At 71.3% G+C, this 15,589-nt stretch carries 15 protein-coding genes; 4 read left to right on the forward strand and 11 right to left on the reverse strand.

Annotated elements, in window-relative coordinates:
* Positions 1 to 1,257, reverse strand: coding sequence for a helix-turn-helix domain-containing protein (locus ACWIF2_RS00915; RefSeq protein ID WP_454357875.1), 1,257 nt, complete (start codon positions 1,255 to 1,257; stop codon positions 1 to 3).
* Positions 1,258 to 1,660: 403 nt separating this feature from the next.
* Here ACWIF2_RS00915 and ACWIF2_RS00920 point away from each other — a divergent pair, with 403 nt between their 5' ends.
* Together ACWIF2_RS00920 and ACWIF2_RS00925 are read left to right on the forward strand one after the other, a co-directional pair.
* The gene (locus ACWIF2_RS00920) at positions 1,661 to 2,077 is read left to right on the forward strand and encodes a hypothetical protein (RefSeq protein WP_454357876.1); all 417 of its coding nucleotides are present in this window, start codon (positions 1,661 to 1,663) and stop codon (positions 2,075 to 2,077) included.
* Positions 2,074 to 2,454: a hypothetical protein gene (locus tag ACWIF2_RS00925; RefSeq protein ID WP_454357877.1), complete on the forward strand. Its 381-nt coding sequence runs from the start codon at positions 2,074 to 2,076 to the stop codon at positions 2,452 to 2,454. Before ACWIF2_RS00920 ends, ACWIF2_RS00925 begins: the two co-directional genes overlap by 4 nt.
* Here the strand turns inward: ACWIF2_RS00925 and ACWIF2_RS00930 are convergent.
* The 3 genes from ACWIF2_RS00930 to ACWIF2_RS00940 all read right to left on the reverse strand — a co-directional run bounded on the left by ACWIF2_RS00930 (position 2,432) and on the right by ACWIF2_RS00940 (position 5,439).
* Positions 2,432 to 3,577, reverse strand: a complete 1,146-nt coding sequence (locus ACWIF2_RS00930) for an RNA polymerase sigma factor (RefSeq protein ID WP_454358010.1) — start codon at positions 3,575 to 3,577, stop codon at positions 2,432 to 2,434. The genes ACWIF2_RS00925 and ACWIF2_RS00930 overlap by 23 nt on opposite strands.
* A gap of 17 nt (positions 3,578 to 3,594) precedes the next feature.
* Positions 3,595 to 3,990 (reverse strand): YciI family protein, encoded by a 396-nt coding sequence (locus ACWIF2_RS00935; protein ID WP_454357878.1) that lies wholly within the window; start codon positions 3,988 to 3,990, stop codon positions 3,595 to 3,597.
* 144 nt (positions 3,991 to 4,134) lie between these two features.
* Positions 4,135 to 5,439 carry an MFS transporter gene (locus tag ACWIF2_RS00940; RefSeq protein WP_454357879.1) on the reverse strand — a complete coding sequence of 435 codons (1,305 nt, stop codon included), beginning with the start codon at positions 5,437 to 5,439 and terminating at the stop codon, positions 4,135 to 4,137.
* Positions 5,440 to 5,511: 72 nt separating this feature from the next.
* On the opposite strand from ACWIF2_RS00940, the gene ACWIF2_RS00945 reads away from it, so the two are divergent.
* Positions 5,512 to 6,576, forward strand: coding sequence for a GlxA family transcriptional regulator (locus ACWIF2_RS00945; RefSeq protein WP_454357880.1), 1,065 nt, complete (start codon positions 5,512 to 5,514; stop codon positions 6,574 to 6,576).
* Here the strand turns inward: ACWIF2_RS00945 and ACWIF2_RS00950 are convergent.
* From ACWIF2_RS00950 to ACWIF2_RS00960, 3 genes are all read right to left on the reverse strand, one after another.
* On the reverse strand, positions 6,566 to 7,615 hold the full coding sequence (locus ACWIF2_RS00950; protein ID WP_454357881.1) for a Zn-dependent alcohol dehydrogenase: 1,050 nt from the start codon (positions 7,613 to 7,615) through the stop codon (positions 6,566 to 6,568). The two genes, ACWIF2_RS00945 and ACWIF2_RS00950, sit on opposite strands and share 11 nt — an antisense overlap.
* A complete protein-coding gene (locus ACWIF2_RS00955) occupies positions 7,615 to 8,763 on the reverse strand; it encodes an acyl-CoA dehydrogenase family protein (RefSeq protein ID WP_454357882.1) in 1,149 nt (382 codons plus the stop codon). The genes ACWIF2_RS00950 and ACWIF2_RS00955 overlap by 1 nt, the downstream gene beginning before the upstream one ends.
* An 89-nt stretch (positions 8,764 to 8,852) precedes the next feature.
* On the reverse strand, positions 8,853 to 9,764 hold the full coding sequence (locus ACWIF2_RS00960) for an SDR family oxidoreductase (RefSeq protein WP_454357883.1): 912 nt from the start codon (positions 9,762 to 9,764) through the stop codon (positions 8,853 to 8,855).
* 104 nt (positions 9,765 to 9,868) lie between these two features.
* On the opposite strand from ACWIF2_RS00960, the gene ACWIF2_RS00965 reads away from it, so the two are divergent.
* Entirely contained in the window at positions 9,869 to 10,795 is a 927-nt protein-coding gene (locus ACWIF2_RS00965; RefSeq protein ID WP_454357885.1) for a cyclase family protein, read from the forward strand.
* Between the two features lie 527 nt (positions 10,796 to 11,322).
* Here ACWIF2_RS00965 and ACWIF2_RS00970 read toward each other — a convergent pair.
* The 4 genes from ACWIF2_RS00970 to ACWIF2_RS00985 all read right to left on the reverse strand — a co-directional run bounded on the left by ACWIF2_RS00970 (position 11,323) and on the right by ACWIF2_RS00985 (position 15,525).
* Entirely contained in the window at positions 11,323 to 11,802 is a 480-nt protein-coding gene (locus ACWIF2_RS00970) for an ATP-binding protein (RefSeq protein ID WP_454358011.1), read from the reverse strand.
* 509 nt (positions 11,803 to 12,311) lie between these two features.
* Positions 12,312 to 13,193: an acyl-CoA dehydrogenase family protein gene (locus ACWIF2_RS00975; RefSeq protein ID WP_454357886.1), complete on the reverse strand. Its 882-nt coding sequence runs from the start codon at positions 13,191 to 13,193 to the stop codon at positions 12,312 to 12,314.
* A gap of 2 nt (positions 13,194 to 13,195) precedes the next feature.
* Positions 13,196 to 14,329, reverse strand: a complete 1,134-nt coding sequence (locus ACWIF2_RS00980; protein ID WP_454357887.1) for an acyl-CoA dehydrogenase — start codon at positions 14,327 to 14,329, stop codon at positions 13,196 to 13,198.
* Positions 14,329 to 15,525, reverse strand: a complete 1,197-nt coding sequence (locus ACWIF2_RS00985; protein ID WP_454357888.1) for an amidohydrolase family protein — start codon at positions 15,523 to 15,525, stop codon at positions 14,329 to 14,331. Before ACWIF2_RS00985 ends, ACWIF2_RS00980 begins: the two co-directional genes overlap by 1 nt.
* Positions 15,526 to 15,589 lie beyond the last annotated feature (64 nt).

Below are 15,589 nucleotides of genomic sequence, written 5' to 3' on the forward strand. Positions count from 1 at the left end.
TCAACCGCCCGCGCGCTCCAAGACCTCGGCTACCGCAGGGAACGCCTTGTGCCCGCCGAGCCGCTGCAGGACGGGCGCAAGTCGCTGTCGTGGCCGTACGGACGCCACCCCGGAGGCGAGATCGAGGGCGCGGCCTGTGACCGTGGCCGCCTGCTCGACCTCCCCGGCGGTCAGATAGGAGTCTGCGAGCCACGACAGGTACAGGGCCTTGTCCCGCGCATGAGAGTCGTCGTACCGGGCCAGCGCCCCCTCCAAGACAGACACAGCCCGGAGGGGGCGACGGAGTTCCGTCCAGCAGCGGCCGGTCATGATGTCCAACTCGGTCTGATCAACCCAGGCGGCCCAGTCAGGCTGCGGTTCACCAGCTTTCCGCTCCTCGTCGAGGGCAGTTCGTGCGGCCTCCAGTGCCTGCTCGACGCGGTGAGGCAGGCCGGCGACAGCGCAGGCCCACGCCATCCGCTCGTACAGGAGCGCACGCACACAGGCGGGCGTGCTGGCGGTGATGGTGGAACAGCTGCTTGAGGCGATCTCGACCGCCGTGTTCCTGTCGGCGGTCTGATAGGCCAGGAACGCGTACGCGTTGCCCAGGAGATCACTCTCCACCGCTTCACGGGCCGCCCGCCTGCTCTCCTCATACAGGCTCTCGGCCTGCTTCTGCTCGCCTCCGTCGAATGCCGCCCAACCGGCTTGCTGGGCCTGCTCGGCGAGCAGGGCGACTGTGCGGCGGCGGGACTCCGGAGTGAAGGTGGAGGTGCGCAGCAGGGCTTTGGTGGCCTGGTACTCGCTGACATAGACGCGGTATGTGTCGCCGCCACCGAGGATGTCGTCGAGTCGTCTGAGTCGTGCCGTGCGATGCCTCATGCGCTCGACATCCCCGTTGGAGACATGCCGGGGAGTCGGCGGTTTCGTCAGTGCAGGGAGGGCGGCTGCCAAACCGGTGGTGGTGGCCACTTGGAGGACGGTTCTGCGGCGCACGCTGGTCTGTCCCCTTCGTGGGCCGTACGTCTGCACGGGAGGTTCGGCGGTCTCCCACGGGCGTGGAGCCAGACCCACCATGTGGCCGGGGACGCGTAACGCGTCCGCGATCTGCCGGACCTTGTCGAACGTGGTGACCCTTCCCTGCCCCTTGGCCAGCGTGCCGACCCGGTCCGGCTTGATGTCGCACTCAGCGGCGATGCGTGAATAGCTGATCCCGGCGCGGCTCTTCGCGAGCCGGAACACCGTCCCGAAGTCGTGCTTCTCGAGCGCTCGGCGCATTTCCTGATCTGCGAGAAGTCCGGGGGGCAGCGCGGTCGGTGACTGGTGAATCATGCGTGCACTTCCTGCTCGCCACAGTCTGCGGGGTGTCTGTCTGAGGGCTGTACCCATCATGGGTATACCGCGCTGCGGGAGGTGCGTTCTTCGCGAGAAACCCATTCTGGACGCGAAGAGCCCCGGCGGCCATGATGCCGCCGCTCTGCCGGGGCACGAACGACTGTGAGGAGTCGCCACCATGCGTGAAGCTACTCAACGCGCCTCAAGGTCAGAGGATTTGGAGGAACCATTCGCGCCTGCGATCACGACCGGTGCTGAGCGTGCGCTTCTGCTTGAGCACTGGCTCCTGACCACCCTCCCTGCACCACACCGCGACCGCGCCCGCCTGGAATGGCAGCAACACGACGTGACCATGCTCCCGCTCGGCATCCACTTCTCCGCCGTACGGATCCCCGGCCGCCTCGTGGTCGCCCTGGCGGACAGCTCCGAGGCGTCGGAACTCGACGAGTTCGTGCGCCAAGCCCTCGACGACGGCCCGGTCATCTGCGATCCGCGCCACCTCCGCTACTACGCCCTCGTACCCGCGAGCATGCCGAGAACCTGGCGTCAGGCCGTCGACGACTGGCGGCCACTGGACGTGGAGTGCCTGGGTCAGGGCAGCTACCTCGGAGTCCCCAGGGCGGACGCCGTGGAGTGCACCCGCGTACGTGCCACGTACTGGTCGGTCCCGATGGCCTCGGCCGCGACCCTGTGCAGGCCCTTGAAGGTAGCCCGGCTCATCGCGGCCGGCCGGCACCGCCTGACCTCGGAGCCGGAAGCGTGAGCGACGCGGCAGGTACGTACGACTCGGCGCGGATCCGGCGACGGTGCGAGGAGGCGCTGTGGGGCCCGAGCGGGCCGCCGGCCGAGCAACGGACCCGGCTCCAGGAGATGGAGGGGTACGTACGGCTGCTGGCGCCCGAGCTGTCGAAGCTCATGCCGCGGATGCCACATGGCATACGGGCCACCGCCCGGATCGCCCTGAGGCACGCGGACGAGCTCGTCAGCAGTGGTACGGCATCAGGTGATCCGGCCAGGCGGTTGCACGACGCCGGCGTCAGCGCCCGTGCGCTGCTGGGTCTGCTCGAACGCCCCGGCGAGCTCACCCCCGACCTCGACACCGGCCAGGCGAACCCCCTCAGCGCCCCCGGCCCGCATTGAGTCGCGCCGCCTGCCTCGTCAAATGGTCGCGTTCCGCGAGGTTGGGTGCCAGTCGGGCCGCCTCGGCGTACAGCCGTGCCGCCCTCGCCAAGTCGCCGTCACGCTCGTGGAGGTACGCCGCCACCGCGGCATGGCGCGGAAGCGAAGAGTCGACCGTCGCGAGTGCCGCCAGCCCGGCGCGGGGCCCGTCCGCCTCCCCCACGGCGACCGCGCGGTTGAGCCGGACGACCGGGCTGTCGGTGAGGCGGGCGAGTTCGTCGTACCACTCGACGATCTGCACCCAGTCGGTCTCCTCGGCGGTGGGCGCGTCGGCGTGGAGGGCCGCGATGGCCGCCTGGGCCTGGAACTCGCCCAGCCGGTCACGGGCGAGGGCAGCCTGGAGGATCCCGACGCCCTCGGCGATCGACGCGGTGTCCCACCGGCCCCGGTCCTGCTCGGCGAGCGGCACCAGACTGCCGTCGGACGCGGTCCGGGCGGCACGCCGGGCGTGGTGGAGCAGCATGAGGGCGAGCAGACCGGCCACCTCGGGATGGTCGATCGAGGCCGCGAGCTGCCGGGTGAGCCGGATGGCCTCCGCGGCGAGGTCGACGTCGCCGGAGTAGCCCTCGTTGAAGACCAGGTAGAGGACGCGCAGGACGGTGGCCACGTCCCCGGGCTGGTCGAACCGCACCCCGGAGACCGTGCGCTTGGCCCGGCTGATGCGCTGCGCCATGGTCGCCTCGGGTACGAGGTAGGCCTCGGCGATCTGCCGGGTGGTGAGGCCGCCGACGGCGCGCAGTGTGAGCGCGACCGCCGATGCCGGGGTCAGCGACGGGTGGGCGCACAGGAAGTAGAGCTGAAGCGTGTCGTCCGCCGCGGGCGCGGGCCCGGCCGCCGGTTCCTCCTCGACGCGGTCCTCACGCCGGCGGCGTGCGGTGTCGGCGCGTGTCGCGTCGAGGAACTTGCGCCACGCCACGGTGACCAGCCAGCCCTTGGCATCCCGCGGCGGGTCGGCCGGCCAGACGCGGAGCGCCTCGACCAGAGCGTCCTGCACGGCGTCCTCGGCCGCCGCGAAGTCGGCTCCGCGGCGGACGAGGACGGTGAGCACGCTCGGCGTGAGGCTCCTGAGCAGGGCCTCGTCCATGGCGGACACCTGAGACCTCACTCCGTGATGGTGGGCTGCACTCCGTAGAACGGGCGCACCTCCAGCCACTCGTGGATGGGCTTGCCGCCCGCGCCCGGGGCGGCGGACAGCTCGACGGCGCGCTCGTAGCCGTCGACGTCAATGATCATCCAGCCGGCGATGAGGTCCTTGGTCTCGGCGAACGGCCCGTCGGTGACCGGCGGGCGCCCCTCACCGTCGTAGCGGACCCACGCTCCCTCGGGAGAGAGCGCCTGGCTGTCTACGTACTCGCCGGTCTTCTCCAGCCGGGCCGCGAAGTCGTTCATGTACTGCACATGTGCCGAGATCTCCTCCGGGCTCCACTGGTCCATCGGCACGTCGTTGACCGAAGCCGGGGCGCCACGGTAGTGCTTCAGCAGCAGGTACTTGGCCATGATGGTTCTCCTCGGTGCTCCTGCGACCCATTGTGGTCGCGTTCACACCGGGGACGGAGCCGGACGCGGGTTCTCGACATCGCCGTCCGACTTTTTTCTGGCCCTTTGGAAATTCTGAAATTCCGGCCCTCCGGAAATGGGGCCTCACACCGTCGCCGGCACCTCCCCCGCCCGCCGCCGGATCACCAGCGCCATCAGCGCCGCCACCGCGCACAGCGCCCCCGACGCGTACCAGACCACGTCGTACGAGCCGAACGTGTCGCGGGCGACTCCGCCGAGGAAGGCGACCAGGGCGGCGCCCACCTGGTGGGAGGCGAGGACCCAGCCGAAGACGATCGCGCTGTCCTCGCCGTACTGATCGCGGCACAGGGCGAGGGTGGGCGGGACCGTGGCGACCCAGTCGAGGCCGTAGAAGACGATGAAGAAGATCATCGGCGGATGGACCGAGGGCGCCAGCAGCAGCGGCAGGAAGAGCAGCGACACCCCTCGCAGCGCGTAGTACACCGCGAGCAGCCGGCGCGCGTCGAAGCGGTCCGTGAACCAGCCGGAGGCGATCGTGCCGACGACGTCGAAGATCCCGATGACGGCGAGCAGCGAGGCCGCGGCCGTGATGGGCATGCCGTGGTCGTGGGACGCGGGCACGAAGTGGGTCTGGATCAGGCCGTTGGTGGAGGCGCCGCAGATCGCGAAGGTACCGGCGAGCAGCCAGAACGGGCCGGTGCGGGCGGCCGAGAACAGGACGGACACGGCGCGGCGCGCGGCGCCGGTCACCGGGGCCGGCTTCGGTACGAACTCCGTCGCTCCGTAGGGCTTCTGGCCGACGTCGGCCGGGTGGTCGTGCAACAGGAGCCACACGAACGGGACGACCGCGAGCGCCGCGAGCGCGACCGTCACGGCCGCCGGACGCCAGTCGTGCCGGTCGATGATCCAGGACAGCAACGGCAGGAAGATCAGCTGGCCCGAGGCCGACGCGGCGGTGAGGATGCCGCTGACCAGGCCGCGCCGCTGGGTGAACCAGCGGTTGGTGACGGTCGCCGCGAACGCCAGCGCCATGGAGCCGGAGCCGAGGCCGACCAGCAGCCCCCAGCACAGCATCAGCTGCCAGGCCGCCGTCATCCACACCGTCAGGCCGGAGCCGAGCGCGATCACCGTCAGGGCGACCGCGACCACCCGGCGGATGCCGAAGCGGTCCATCAGGGCCGCCGCGAACGGGGCTGTCAGACCGTACAGCGCGAGATTGACGGAGACCGCGGCGCCGATCGTGCCGCGCGACCAGTCGAACTCTTCGTGCAGGGGGTCGATGAGCAGACCCGGTACGGAACGGAAGGCCGCGGCGCCGATGATCGTCACAAAGGTGACGGCCGCGACGAACCAGGCGCGGTGCACACGCCTGCGGTTCGGTTTCGACGGCTGCTCCGCGACTGCGGGGGCTTCGCTTGTCTGTGTCACGTCATAGAGCTTCCGATCCGGGCCCGGTACGCAGCGAGTGGCCCGAAGGACAGCATTCGCTAGGATCGGGCCATGGCAGCGAGCGCAGCACACTCGGGCTTCCGCCCCCACCGCGTCGTCGTCCTGGCCCTCGACGGCCTGCTCCCCTTCGAACTGGGCATCCCGCACCGCATCTTCGGCCGCCCCAAGGACTCGAAGGGCCGGCATCTGTACGAGGTCGTGACCTGCTCGATCCGCCCGCCCGGCCCGGTCAAGACGGACGCCGACTTCGACATCCACGTCGCCCATGGCCCCGAGGCCCTGGCCACCGCCGACACGGTGATCGTCCCGGCGTCGTACGAACTCGGCCCGGTCTACGAGGAGGGCGTGCTGACCGGCGAACTCGCCGCCGCCCTCGCCCACCTCCGGCCCGGCACCCGGCTGGCCTCCATCTGCACCGGCGTCTACGTCCTCGCCGCCGCGGGCCGACTCGACGGCCGCCCGGCCACCACCCACTGGTCCGACGCCGAACGCCTTCAGCGGCTCTTCCCCCTGATCGAGGTCGACCCGGACGTGCTGTTCATCGACGACGGCGACGTGCTGACCTCCGCGGGCGTCGCGGCCGGACTCGACCTGTGCCTGCACATGGTGCGCCGCGACCACGGCGCCGCCGTCGCCAACGAGGTGGCCCGCCGTACGGTCGTACCGCCCCACCGCGACGGCGGGCAGGCGCAGTACATCGAGCGGCCGGTGCCCGATCCGCAGCAGGCGTCCACCACCGCCGCCCGCGCCTGGGCCCTGGGCCGCCTGCACGAGCCGATCCAGCTGCGCGACATGGCCGCTCAGGAGTCCATGTCGGTGCGCACCTTCACCCGCCGCTTCCGCGAGGAGACCGGCGTCAGCCCGGGCCAGTGGCTCACCCAGCAGCGTGTGGAACGGGCCCGGTATCTGCTGGAGTCCACCGACCGCTCCGTCGACCAGGTGGCCCACGACGCCGGGTTCGGCACGGCCCAGTCGATGCGCCAGCACCTCCAGACGGCACTCGGCGTCACACCCACCGCCTACCGGCGGACCTTCCGGGCCGGGGAAGGCAAGACGCCTGAAGTCCCTCGGGGCACGAATGAAGTATCTCAAGCCACGAAGACCCTCAGAACGTGAGCACCCCCCGCGCCACCCGCCCCGCCTCCGCGTCCGCCGCCGCCTTCTCGAACTCCTCGACGGGATAGGTCCGGGTGACGAGTTCGTCGAGCAGCAGCCGGCCCTCGCGGTACAGGTCGGCGTACAGGGCGATGTCGCGCTGCGGGCGTGAGGAGCCGTAGCGGCAGCCCAGGACGGACTTGTCGAGGTACATCGACGAGACGCGGAAGGACGCCTCGGCGGTCGCCGGGGGCACACCGAGGAGGACCGCCTGGCCGTGCCGGTCCAGCGCGTCGATCGCCTGGCGGATCAGCTCCACCCGGCCGACGCACTCGAAGGCGTGGTCCACGCCGGTGGGCAGGACACTGCGCACCCCCTCTGTCGAGGTGAGGAAGTCCGTCGCGCCGAAACGCCGTGCCACCTCCTCCTTCGCCGGATTGGTGTCGACGGCGACGATCCGCAGGGCACCCGCGAGCCGCGCCCCCTGCAACACGTTCAGCCCGATGCCGCCCGTCCCGATCACCAGCACGCTGTCGCCCCGGTCCACCCGCGCCCGGTTCAGCACGGCGCCCACCCCCGTCAGCACCCCGCACCCGATCAGCGCCGCCGACGCCATGGGGATGTCCTCGGGGATGCGGACGGCCTGCACGGCCTTCACCACCGTGCGCTCCGCGAAGGCCGAGTTCGACGCGAACTGGTACACCGGCAGGCCGTCGTGGCTGAACGGCCGCCCCGGGCGCCCGATCGCCCCCCGGCACATCGTGGGCCGCCCCCGGTCGCACTCCGCGCACGTCCCGCAGTTGGCCAGGGTGGACAGCGCGACATGGTCGCCGGGCGCCACATGGGTGACGCCCGCGCCCACCGCCTCCACGACCCCGGCCCCCTCATGGCCCAGCACCACGGGAACCGGGAATGGTATGGTCCCGTCCACCACCGACAGATCGCTGTGGCACAGCCCGGCCGCCCGGATCGCGACCCGCACCTCACCCGGCCCCGGCTCCCGCACCTCCAGATCCGTCACGACCCGGACCTGCTTCCCGTCGAAGATCACGCCTCGCATCACACGGCTCCCTTGGGCTCCCTGGGCAGGCCGAGCACACGCTCGGCGATGATCGTGCGCTGGATCTGGTCCGAGCCGCCGTAGATGGTGTCGGCCCGGGAGAACAGGAACAGGTGCTGTGCCGCGTCCAGTTCGTACGGCGCCGAGGCCGACCAGTCGGCGGGACCCACACCCGCCGCCGCGCCCCGCACCAGCACCGCCAGCTCCCCCAGCCGCTGATGCCAGCCGGCCCACAGCAGTTTCGCCACGCTCGGCGCCCCCGCGTCGCCGGAACCGCCCAGTGTGCGCAGGGCGTTCCAGCGCATGGTGCGCAGTTCGGCCCACTGCCGCACGAGCCCATCCCGTACGACGGGATCCCGCACGGCCCCCGACTCCACGGCCGCCCGCACGACGCCCTCCAACTCCTGGGCGAACCCGATCTGCTGGGCCAGCGTGGACACGCCCCGCTCGAAGCCGAGCAGGCTCATGGCGACGCGCCAGCCGTCGCCCTCGCCCCCGACGACCTGATCCGCGTGCGCGCCGTCGAAGAAGACCTCGTTGAAGTCGCTGGTGCCGGTCAGCTGCCGGATGGGACGGACCTCGACACGGCCCGGCTGGTCCATGGGGACGAGAAGGAAGGTCAGCCCGTGGTGCCTCCGGGACCCGGCCTCGGTACGGGCGAGCACGAAGCACCAGTCGGCCTCGTGCGCGAGCGACGTCCAGATCTTCTGCCCCGTGACGCGATACCCACCGCCGCCCTCCTCGCGCACGGCGGCGGTACGGACCCCGGCCAGATCCGAACCGGCACCGGGTTCGCTGTAGCCCTGGCACCAGAGTTCCTCACCGGCGGCGATCGGAGGCAGGAAGCGGGCCTTCTGCTCCTCGGTGCCGTGGGCGATGAGCGTGGGCGCGAGCAGGTTCTCCCCGATGTGCCCGGAACGCGGAGGCGCCCCCGACCGCGCGTACTCCTCGGCCCAGACGACCTGCCGAGTGAGACCGACCCGCCGATTCCCGTACCCCTCCACCCCCCACCCGAGCCCGATCCACCCGGCTGCTCCCAGGGTGCGTTCCCATGCGCGCCGCCCGCTCGCGCCCCCGCTATGCGCGGCAAGCCATTCACGGACCTCGCCGCGAAAGTCCTCGTCATCACGCGTGAACCCAAAATCCACGAGGTTCGCTCCTCCCTAAGGGGCGCGGGGAACTGCGCGAACAACCCCCACCCGCCCGCACCCGCCACACAACAGACACGCCCACCCCCTCACGCGTTAGGCCGCTCCCCCTCCCGCGCAGCCCTCTCCATCCCCCGCACCCGCTCCAACAAGGGCATCGGATCCACCCCCACCGACCCCGGCAAAAACTCCGCGATCTTCTCCACGGTCCACCCCCCAGAAGCAAACCCCGCCCGCAACTCCCTCGGCTGAGCCCACACCGCGATCTTCGCCCCCGCGACGGTGTACACCTGCCCGGTAATCCCCTGCCGAGAGGCCTCGTCGGACAGCAGATACACCACAAGCGCGGCGACATCCTCCGGCTCTCCGATCTCCGCCAGCTCCATCGGCACACCCGCCGACATCCGCGTCCGCGCGACCGGCGCCACCGCGTTCGCGGTCACCCCGTACTTGTGCAGCCCCAGCGCCGCGCTCCGCACGAGCGAGATGATCCCGCCCTTCGCCGCGCTGTAGTTCGCCTGCGACACCGACCCCTGGTGATTCCCGCTGGTGAACCCGATCAACGTCCCGGCCCGCTGCTTGCGCATCACCGCCGAGGCCGCCCGGAACACCGTGAACGTGCCCTTCAGATGGGTCGCGACGACCGGGTCCCACTCCTCCTCGGTCATGTTGAACAGCATCCGCTCGCGCAGGATCCCGGCCACGCAGACCACCCCGTCGAGCCGCCCGTACGACGACAGCGCCACGTCGACGACCCGCTGCCCGCCGGCCATGGTGGAGATGTCGTCGACGACCGCCACCGCGGCCCCGCCCGCCGCCTCGATCTCCTTGACCACGGCCTCGGCGATCTCGCTGGTGGGCGAGGCGCCGTCGACCGAGACGCCGTAGTCGTTGACGACGACCTTCGCCCCCTCGGCCGCCGCCGCGAGGGCGACCGCCCTACCGATGCCCCGTCCGGCGCCGGTGACGGCGACGACCTTCCCTGCCAAGAAGTTCCCCACGCCCGGCCCCTTCCCGTCCCACGGTTTCTGACGGACCGTTAGATTTCAGGTTCTCGAATTCTACGACCCGTCAGATACGGGAAGACAAGCCCCGGGGAGGACTCATGTCGCTGCCGGACGCGTTCCACGACATCGCCAAGCGCGTGAACAACTGGGGCCGTTGGGGGGCAGACGACGAGCTCGGCACGCTGAACCTGATCACCGACGAGGTCGTACGGGAAGCCGCGGCCACCGTCCGCAGCGGCCGCCGCGTCCCTCTCGCCCTGCCCCTCGAACAGAACGGCGTCCAGACGGGGATGATCCCGGGCCGTATCGACCCGCTGCACGTCATGGTGCAGATCAACCAGGAGCTGTTCGGCCCGGGCACGGTCGCGTGCAGCGACGACGTCGTGACCATGGGGCTGCAGGCGGCCACCCACTGGGACGCGCTGCCCCATGTCTCGCACTCGGGCCGGATCTACAACGGCCGCCCGGCCGACTCCATCACGGCGCACAGCGGCGCCGGGTTCAGCGGCATCGACAAGGTCCGCCACCTCGTCTCGCGCGGGGTGCTGCTCGACGTCGCCCGGGCCCGGGGCACGGACCGGCTCGACGGCGGGTACGCCGTCACACCCGAGGACCTGGACGCCGCCGAGGAGCTGGCGGGTACGCGAGTACGGGCCGGCGACATCGTGCTCGTGCGGACCGGGCAGGTCCAGGTCTGTCTGGCCGGGGACCGGCACGCGTACGCCTTCCCGTCACCGGGGCTGTCGATCCGGACGCCGGAGTGGTTCCACGCGCGTGATGTCGCGGCCGTCGCCAACGACACCCTGACCTTCGAGGTGTTCCCGCCCGAGGTGGACGGCCTGTGGCTGCCCGTGCACGCCCTCGACCTCGTGGAGATGGGGATGCCCCAGGGCCAGAACTGGAATCTCGAAAAGTTGTCCACAGCCTGTGGAGAAGCAGGGCGCTACGCCTTCCTGCTGACGGCGACGCCCGAGCCGTTCGCCGGAGCGACCGGATCTCCGGTGGCGCCGGTCGCCGTCCTCTAGGGCACCGCCCCCCAGATACCCGCCGAGCAGGATGGCGGCGCCGCGCTGCTCGCCCCGAGCACGGCAGCGCGCGCCGCCACCCGACTCCGGCGCTCCCGCCCCGGCTCCCCTGGCCCTGAAGGAAGCCGACGCCGAATCACGACTCACACTCGCCGAGGGCTGCCGTCACCGATGCCCTCGCCGTCCCCTCACGGCGAATCGCTGCCCACCAGCGTGAGCAAACGGTCACGACGCGTCAACACCCGATTCGGTGATTTGTCGCTTATGCGGGATGTGCCACAGGCGCGCACGGAAGCACATCCCGGCGCATCACCGCATGCCCTGACGGAAGCGGCCGGCCGCCGTGCACCCACGCCCCGGCCTTCGCCGCAAGACCCCTCGGCATGTGCCGCCGTCCACCACGCCTCGCGCTCCACGCGCCCGGCGGGCGCGGACAAGGCGGGGACAGGCGCAGGCAGGCGCGGACAGGCAAGTACGGGCAAGTACGGGCAAGCCGAAGGACCGGACCCCGGCCCGCCCCGCCGGCCCTACACCGCCTCGTACGCCAGCCCCTCGAAGGACGTCCCGCCGCCGTACGCCGCCGCGCCCCCTCCGCACGACGCCGTGACCTCACCGGACTTCGCGCACCGGTCCAGCTCGCACCAGATGCGCTTGCCGGTGCTCTCGACGCTCCAGCCCCAGCGGTCGGCGAGGCCGTCGACCAGGGCGAGCCCCCGGCCGCCGGTCGCGTCGTCGTCAGCGCACCGGGGCACGGGGGCCCGGCCGCTGCGGTCGGCGACCTCGAGCCGGACCGTGGCCTCGTCCGTCACCGCGTGCGGCAGTGACAGCAGCAGTACGGCCGGACGGCCGGTGTGCACCACGGCGTTGGTGACGAGCTCCGAGACGAGCAGGATCAGCGTCTCGGCGAGCGGTTCGTCGGCCTGTATGCCGGACCCGGCCAGGCGCGAGCGGGCCCACCGCCTGGCACGCCCCACCTCTGCGGGGTCGGGCCGGATCTCCAGCTGCACTTGAAGCACCTGCACCGCTCACACCATCCGAACCGGCGGACACTTAGGCTCGCGCCTCACGAGGGCCACGATCGTAGCCATTTTCTGCATGGCCAGAACAACGGCCGGGACAAGGATCACGGAACGTGAATCCCTTGTGGGACAGCATGGTTGACGTACAGTCACCCCAACAAGCGCTTCGGGCATATTCCAGCGCGAAGGAGTACCCCTGCGGGATACTGTGCGACGCTCGCTGCGGGGAGTCGAACAGGCGGCGTAGCGGGGCCGCACTGCGGGGCAAGCAGCGGCGCGCATCGTCGGATCCGCAGCCGCCCCGGGGGCGACTGCGGCGCGGCGCGTGTTCAGGACCACTCGCATCTCACACAAGGTACCGGAGCGGACCGCCGACTCCGGGCTGTTACGAGTCACGCATCGGATACGACCCGGTATCAACTCTCCGTAATTCCGGCATGCCACAATCCGCGACATCTCTGCGGGCATCGTCGGCAATGTCGCAGCCAGACGGCCTGTCAGACCGTTCCGGCCGTCAGATCGGCCGCGAGGAGTTCCTCACTCTCCGTGACTCCTCCCGCACGTTGGGTTCGAACCCATGCGCGTTTCAGATGCAGATGGACCTCGGACTCCCAGGTGAAGCCCATGCCGCCGTGCACCTGGAGACAGTCGCGGGCGCCGCGTACGGCGGCCTCGTCGGCGAGCAGACGGGCGGCGGCGATGTCGGCCGGGTCGGCGGTGACGGCGGCCGCGTAGACCGCGGCGCGTGCCGTCTCCGCCCGGACCAGCATCCCCGCGCACAGGTGCGCCACCGCCTGGAAGGCCCCTATGGGCCGTCCGAACTGTTCGCGGGCCCGGGCGTGTTGCGCCGCCAGATCGCAGACGCGGTGCGCCGTGCCGAGCTGCTCGGCGGCGGTGAGGAGGACGGCGACGGGGTCCGGGGCGGCCGCCGTGCCGCCGGGCACACGGTGCAGGGGTGTCAGCGGGTCCAGGGAGCGCAGCGGCACGGCTCCGGCGGTGTCGCCGCGTACGACGTCGGCCTCCGCCAGCCACTCCGCGAGGCCGCCGTCGACGGACGTCACGACGGTCTCGCCCGTGGCGGCGCCCGGTACGGCACCGGCCGCGAGATGGGTGGCGGCCAGCGGCCCGGGCAGCAGCGCCCTCCCCGTCTCCTCGAACACCAACACCGCCTCGGGGAGCCCCAGTCCGACCCCGCCGTCCGACTCCGGCAGCCGCAGCGCGAAGAACCCGGCGTCGCCCAGGGCCCGCCACAGCGCCCGGTCCAGGCGCGCCGGGCCCCGTGCGGCGGCCCGCAGCGCCTCCGTGTCGAAGCGCCGGGCCAGCAGCTGCCGCACCCCCTCGCTCAAGGCCCGCTGGTCGTCCGTCAAGCGGAATCGCACGGTCACCGTCCCTTCGGCAGGCCGAGGATCCGCTCGGCGACGATGTTGTGCTGGATCTGCGAGGTGCCGGCCGCGATGGTGTACGAGAGGGACGAGAGACGGTCGAGGGTCCAGGGCCGGTCCAGGTCGAGGCAGTCGGGGCCCAGCACGTCGGCGGCGGCGTCGTAGAGCTCCTGGCGGGCGTGCGAGTACCGGAGCTTGAAGACCGAGCCTCCGGTCCCTGGCACCCCGCCCGAGGTCTCCGCGGCGCTCACGTTCCACTGCGTGAGCCGCCACAGGGACCGGAACTCGGCGTTGAGCCTGCCCAGCCGGCGCCGGAGCACCGTGTCGTCCCAGCGGCCGTTCTCGCGGGCCTCGACGGCCAGTTCGGCCAGGACGCGGCGGCAGGCGACGACCTCGCCGGCGAAGGCCGTGCCGCGTTCGAAGGACAGCGTCACCATCGTCACGCGCCAGCCGTCGTTCTCGTCCCCGACCCGGTTCGCGGCCGGCACCCGCACCTCGTCGAGGAAGACCTCGGCGAACTCGGCCGACCCGGCCGGCGTGCGCAGCGGCCGTACGGTGATGCCGGGGGCGTCCATGGGCATGGCGAGCCAGGTGATGCCCCGGTGCTTGGGCGCCGCGGGGTCCGTGCGGACCAACAGCTCGCACCAGTCGGCGACTTCCGCGTGGGAGGTCCAGATCTTGGAGCCGGTCACCACGTAGTGGTCGCCGTCGCGCCACGCGCGGGTGCGCAGGGCCGCGAGGTCGGAGCCGGCCTCCGGTTCGCTGAACCCCTGGCACCAGACGTCCTCGCCGCGCAGGATCCGCGGCAGCCAGCGCGCCCGCTGCTGGTCCGTGCCCTCGGCGGCGATGGTCGGCCCGGCGTGCAGCAGTCCCACGAAGTTGGCGCCCACGTAGGGCGCGCCGGCCTTCTCGGTCTCCTCCAGGAAGATCAGCCGGGTGGTCGGGGAGGCGCCCCAGTGGACGTCGGCGTATCCGGCGTCGTGGAGCCTGCGCTGCCAGCCGAGGTCGTACGCCCGCCGCCCCGGCCAGTCGTCGGGCGACGGCTTGGGCGGGAGACCGGGGAGCGTCCGCGCGAGCCACTCCCGCAGCCGGGCCCGGAAGTCCTCCTCCTCGGGCGTGTACGACAGGTCCATCAGCGGTCGAGGTCCAGGTCGAGCATGCGGATGGCGTTGCCGCGCATCAGCTTGTAGACCGTCTCGTCGTCGAGGCCCTTGACGTGGTCGAGGGCGACTTCCTTGGTGTGCGGGAAGGTCGAGTCGACGTGCGGGTAGTCGGTCTCGAAGGTGGCGTTGTCGCGGCCGACGACGTCGAGCGAGGCCACGCCGTGCTTGTCGCGGAAGAAGCAGCAGAAGATCTGCCGGTAGTAGTAGGTGGACGGCGGCTCCGGGATCGTGTCCCGCACCCCGCCCCAGGCGCGGTGCTCCTCCCAGACGTCGTCGGCGCGCTCCAGGGCATAGGGGACCCAGCCCATCTGGCCCTCGGAGTAGGCGAGTTTGAGGCGCGGGAACCTCACCAGCACTCCGCTGAAGAGGAAGTCCATCATCGAGGCCATCGCGTTGTTGAAGCTGAGCGAGGCCTGGACGGCGGGCGGTGCGTCCGGGGAGGCGGCGGGCATCTGGGACGAGGACCCGATGTGCATGTTGACGACCGTCCCGGTCTCCTGGCAGACCGCGAAGAACGGGTCCCAGTAGCCGGAGTGGATGGACGGCAGCCCGAGGTGGGTGGGGATCTCGGAGAAGGTCACCGCCCGTACCCCGCGCTCGGCGTTGCGCCGGATCTCCGCGACCGCCAGCTCGACGTCCCACAGCGGGATCAGGCAGAGCGGGATGAGCCGCCCGCCGCTGTCCCCGCACCACTCCTGGACCATCCAGTCGTTGTAGGCGCGCACACAGGCCAGGGCGACCTCCTTGTCGTGCGCCTCGGCGAAGGTCTGGCCGCAGAAGCGGGGGAAGGACGGGAAGCAGAGGGACGCCTCGACATGGTTGAGGTCCATGTCCTCCAGGCGGGCCTTCGGGTCCCAGCAGCCGCGCCGCATCTCCTCCCGGGTGATGCCCTCCAGGGTCATCTCGTCCCGGTCGAAGCCGACGGCGGCGATGTTGCGCTTGTACGGGAACTTCAGGTCCTCGTAGATCCACCAGTCGGTGGGCGGACCGTCCGGGTCCATGGTGATCCGGTACTTGCCGCCGATGTAGGCGAGTTCACCGATGCCGGCGGTCAGGGGCCTGGGCCCGCGGTCGCGGTACTTGGCCGGCAGCCACGTCTCGAAGAGGTGGGCGGGCTCGATCACGTGGTCGTCGACGCTGATGATGCGGGGCAGTTCGGTCGCCATGGGTCCCCTCCGCCGGACGGTACTTATCTGATGCACCGTCAGTTAGCATCCCACCTGACGACCC

This window comes from Streptomyces sp. NPDC055506 (genome assembly GCF_053643595.1).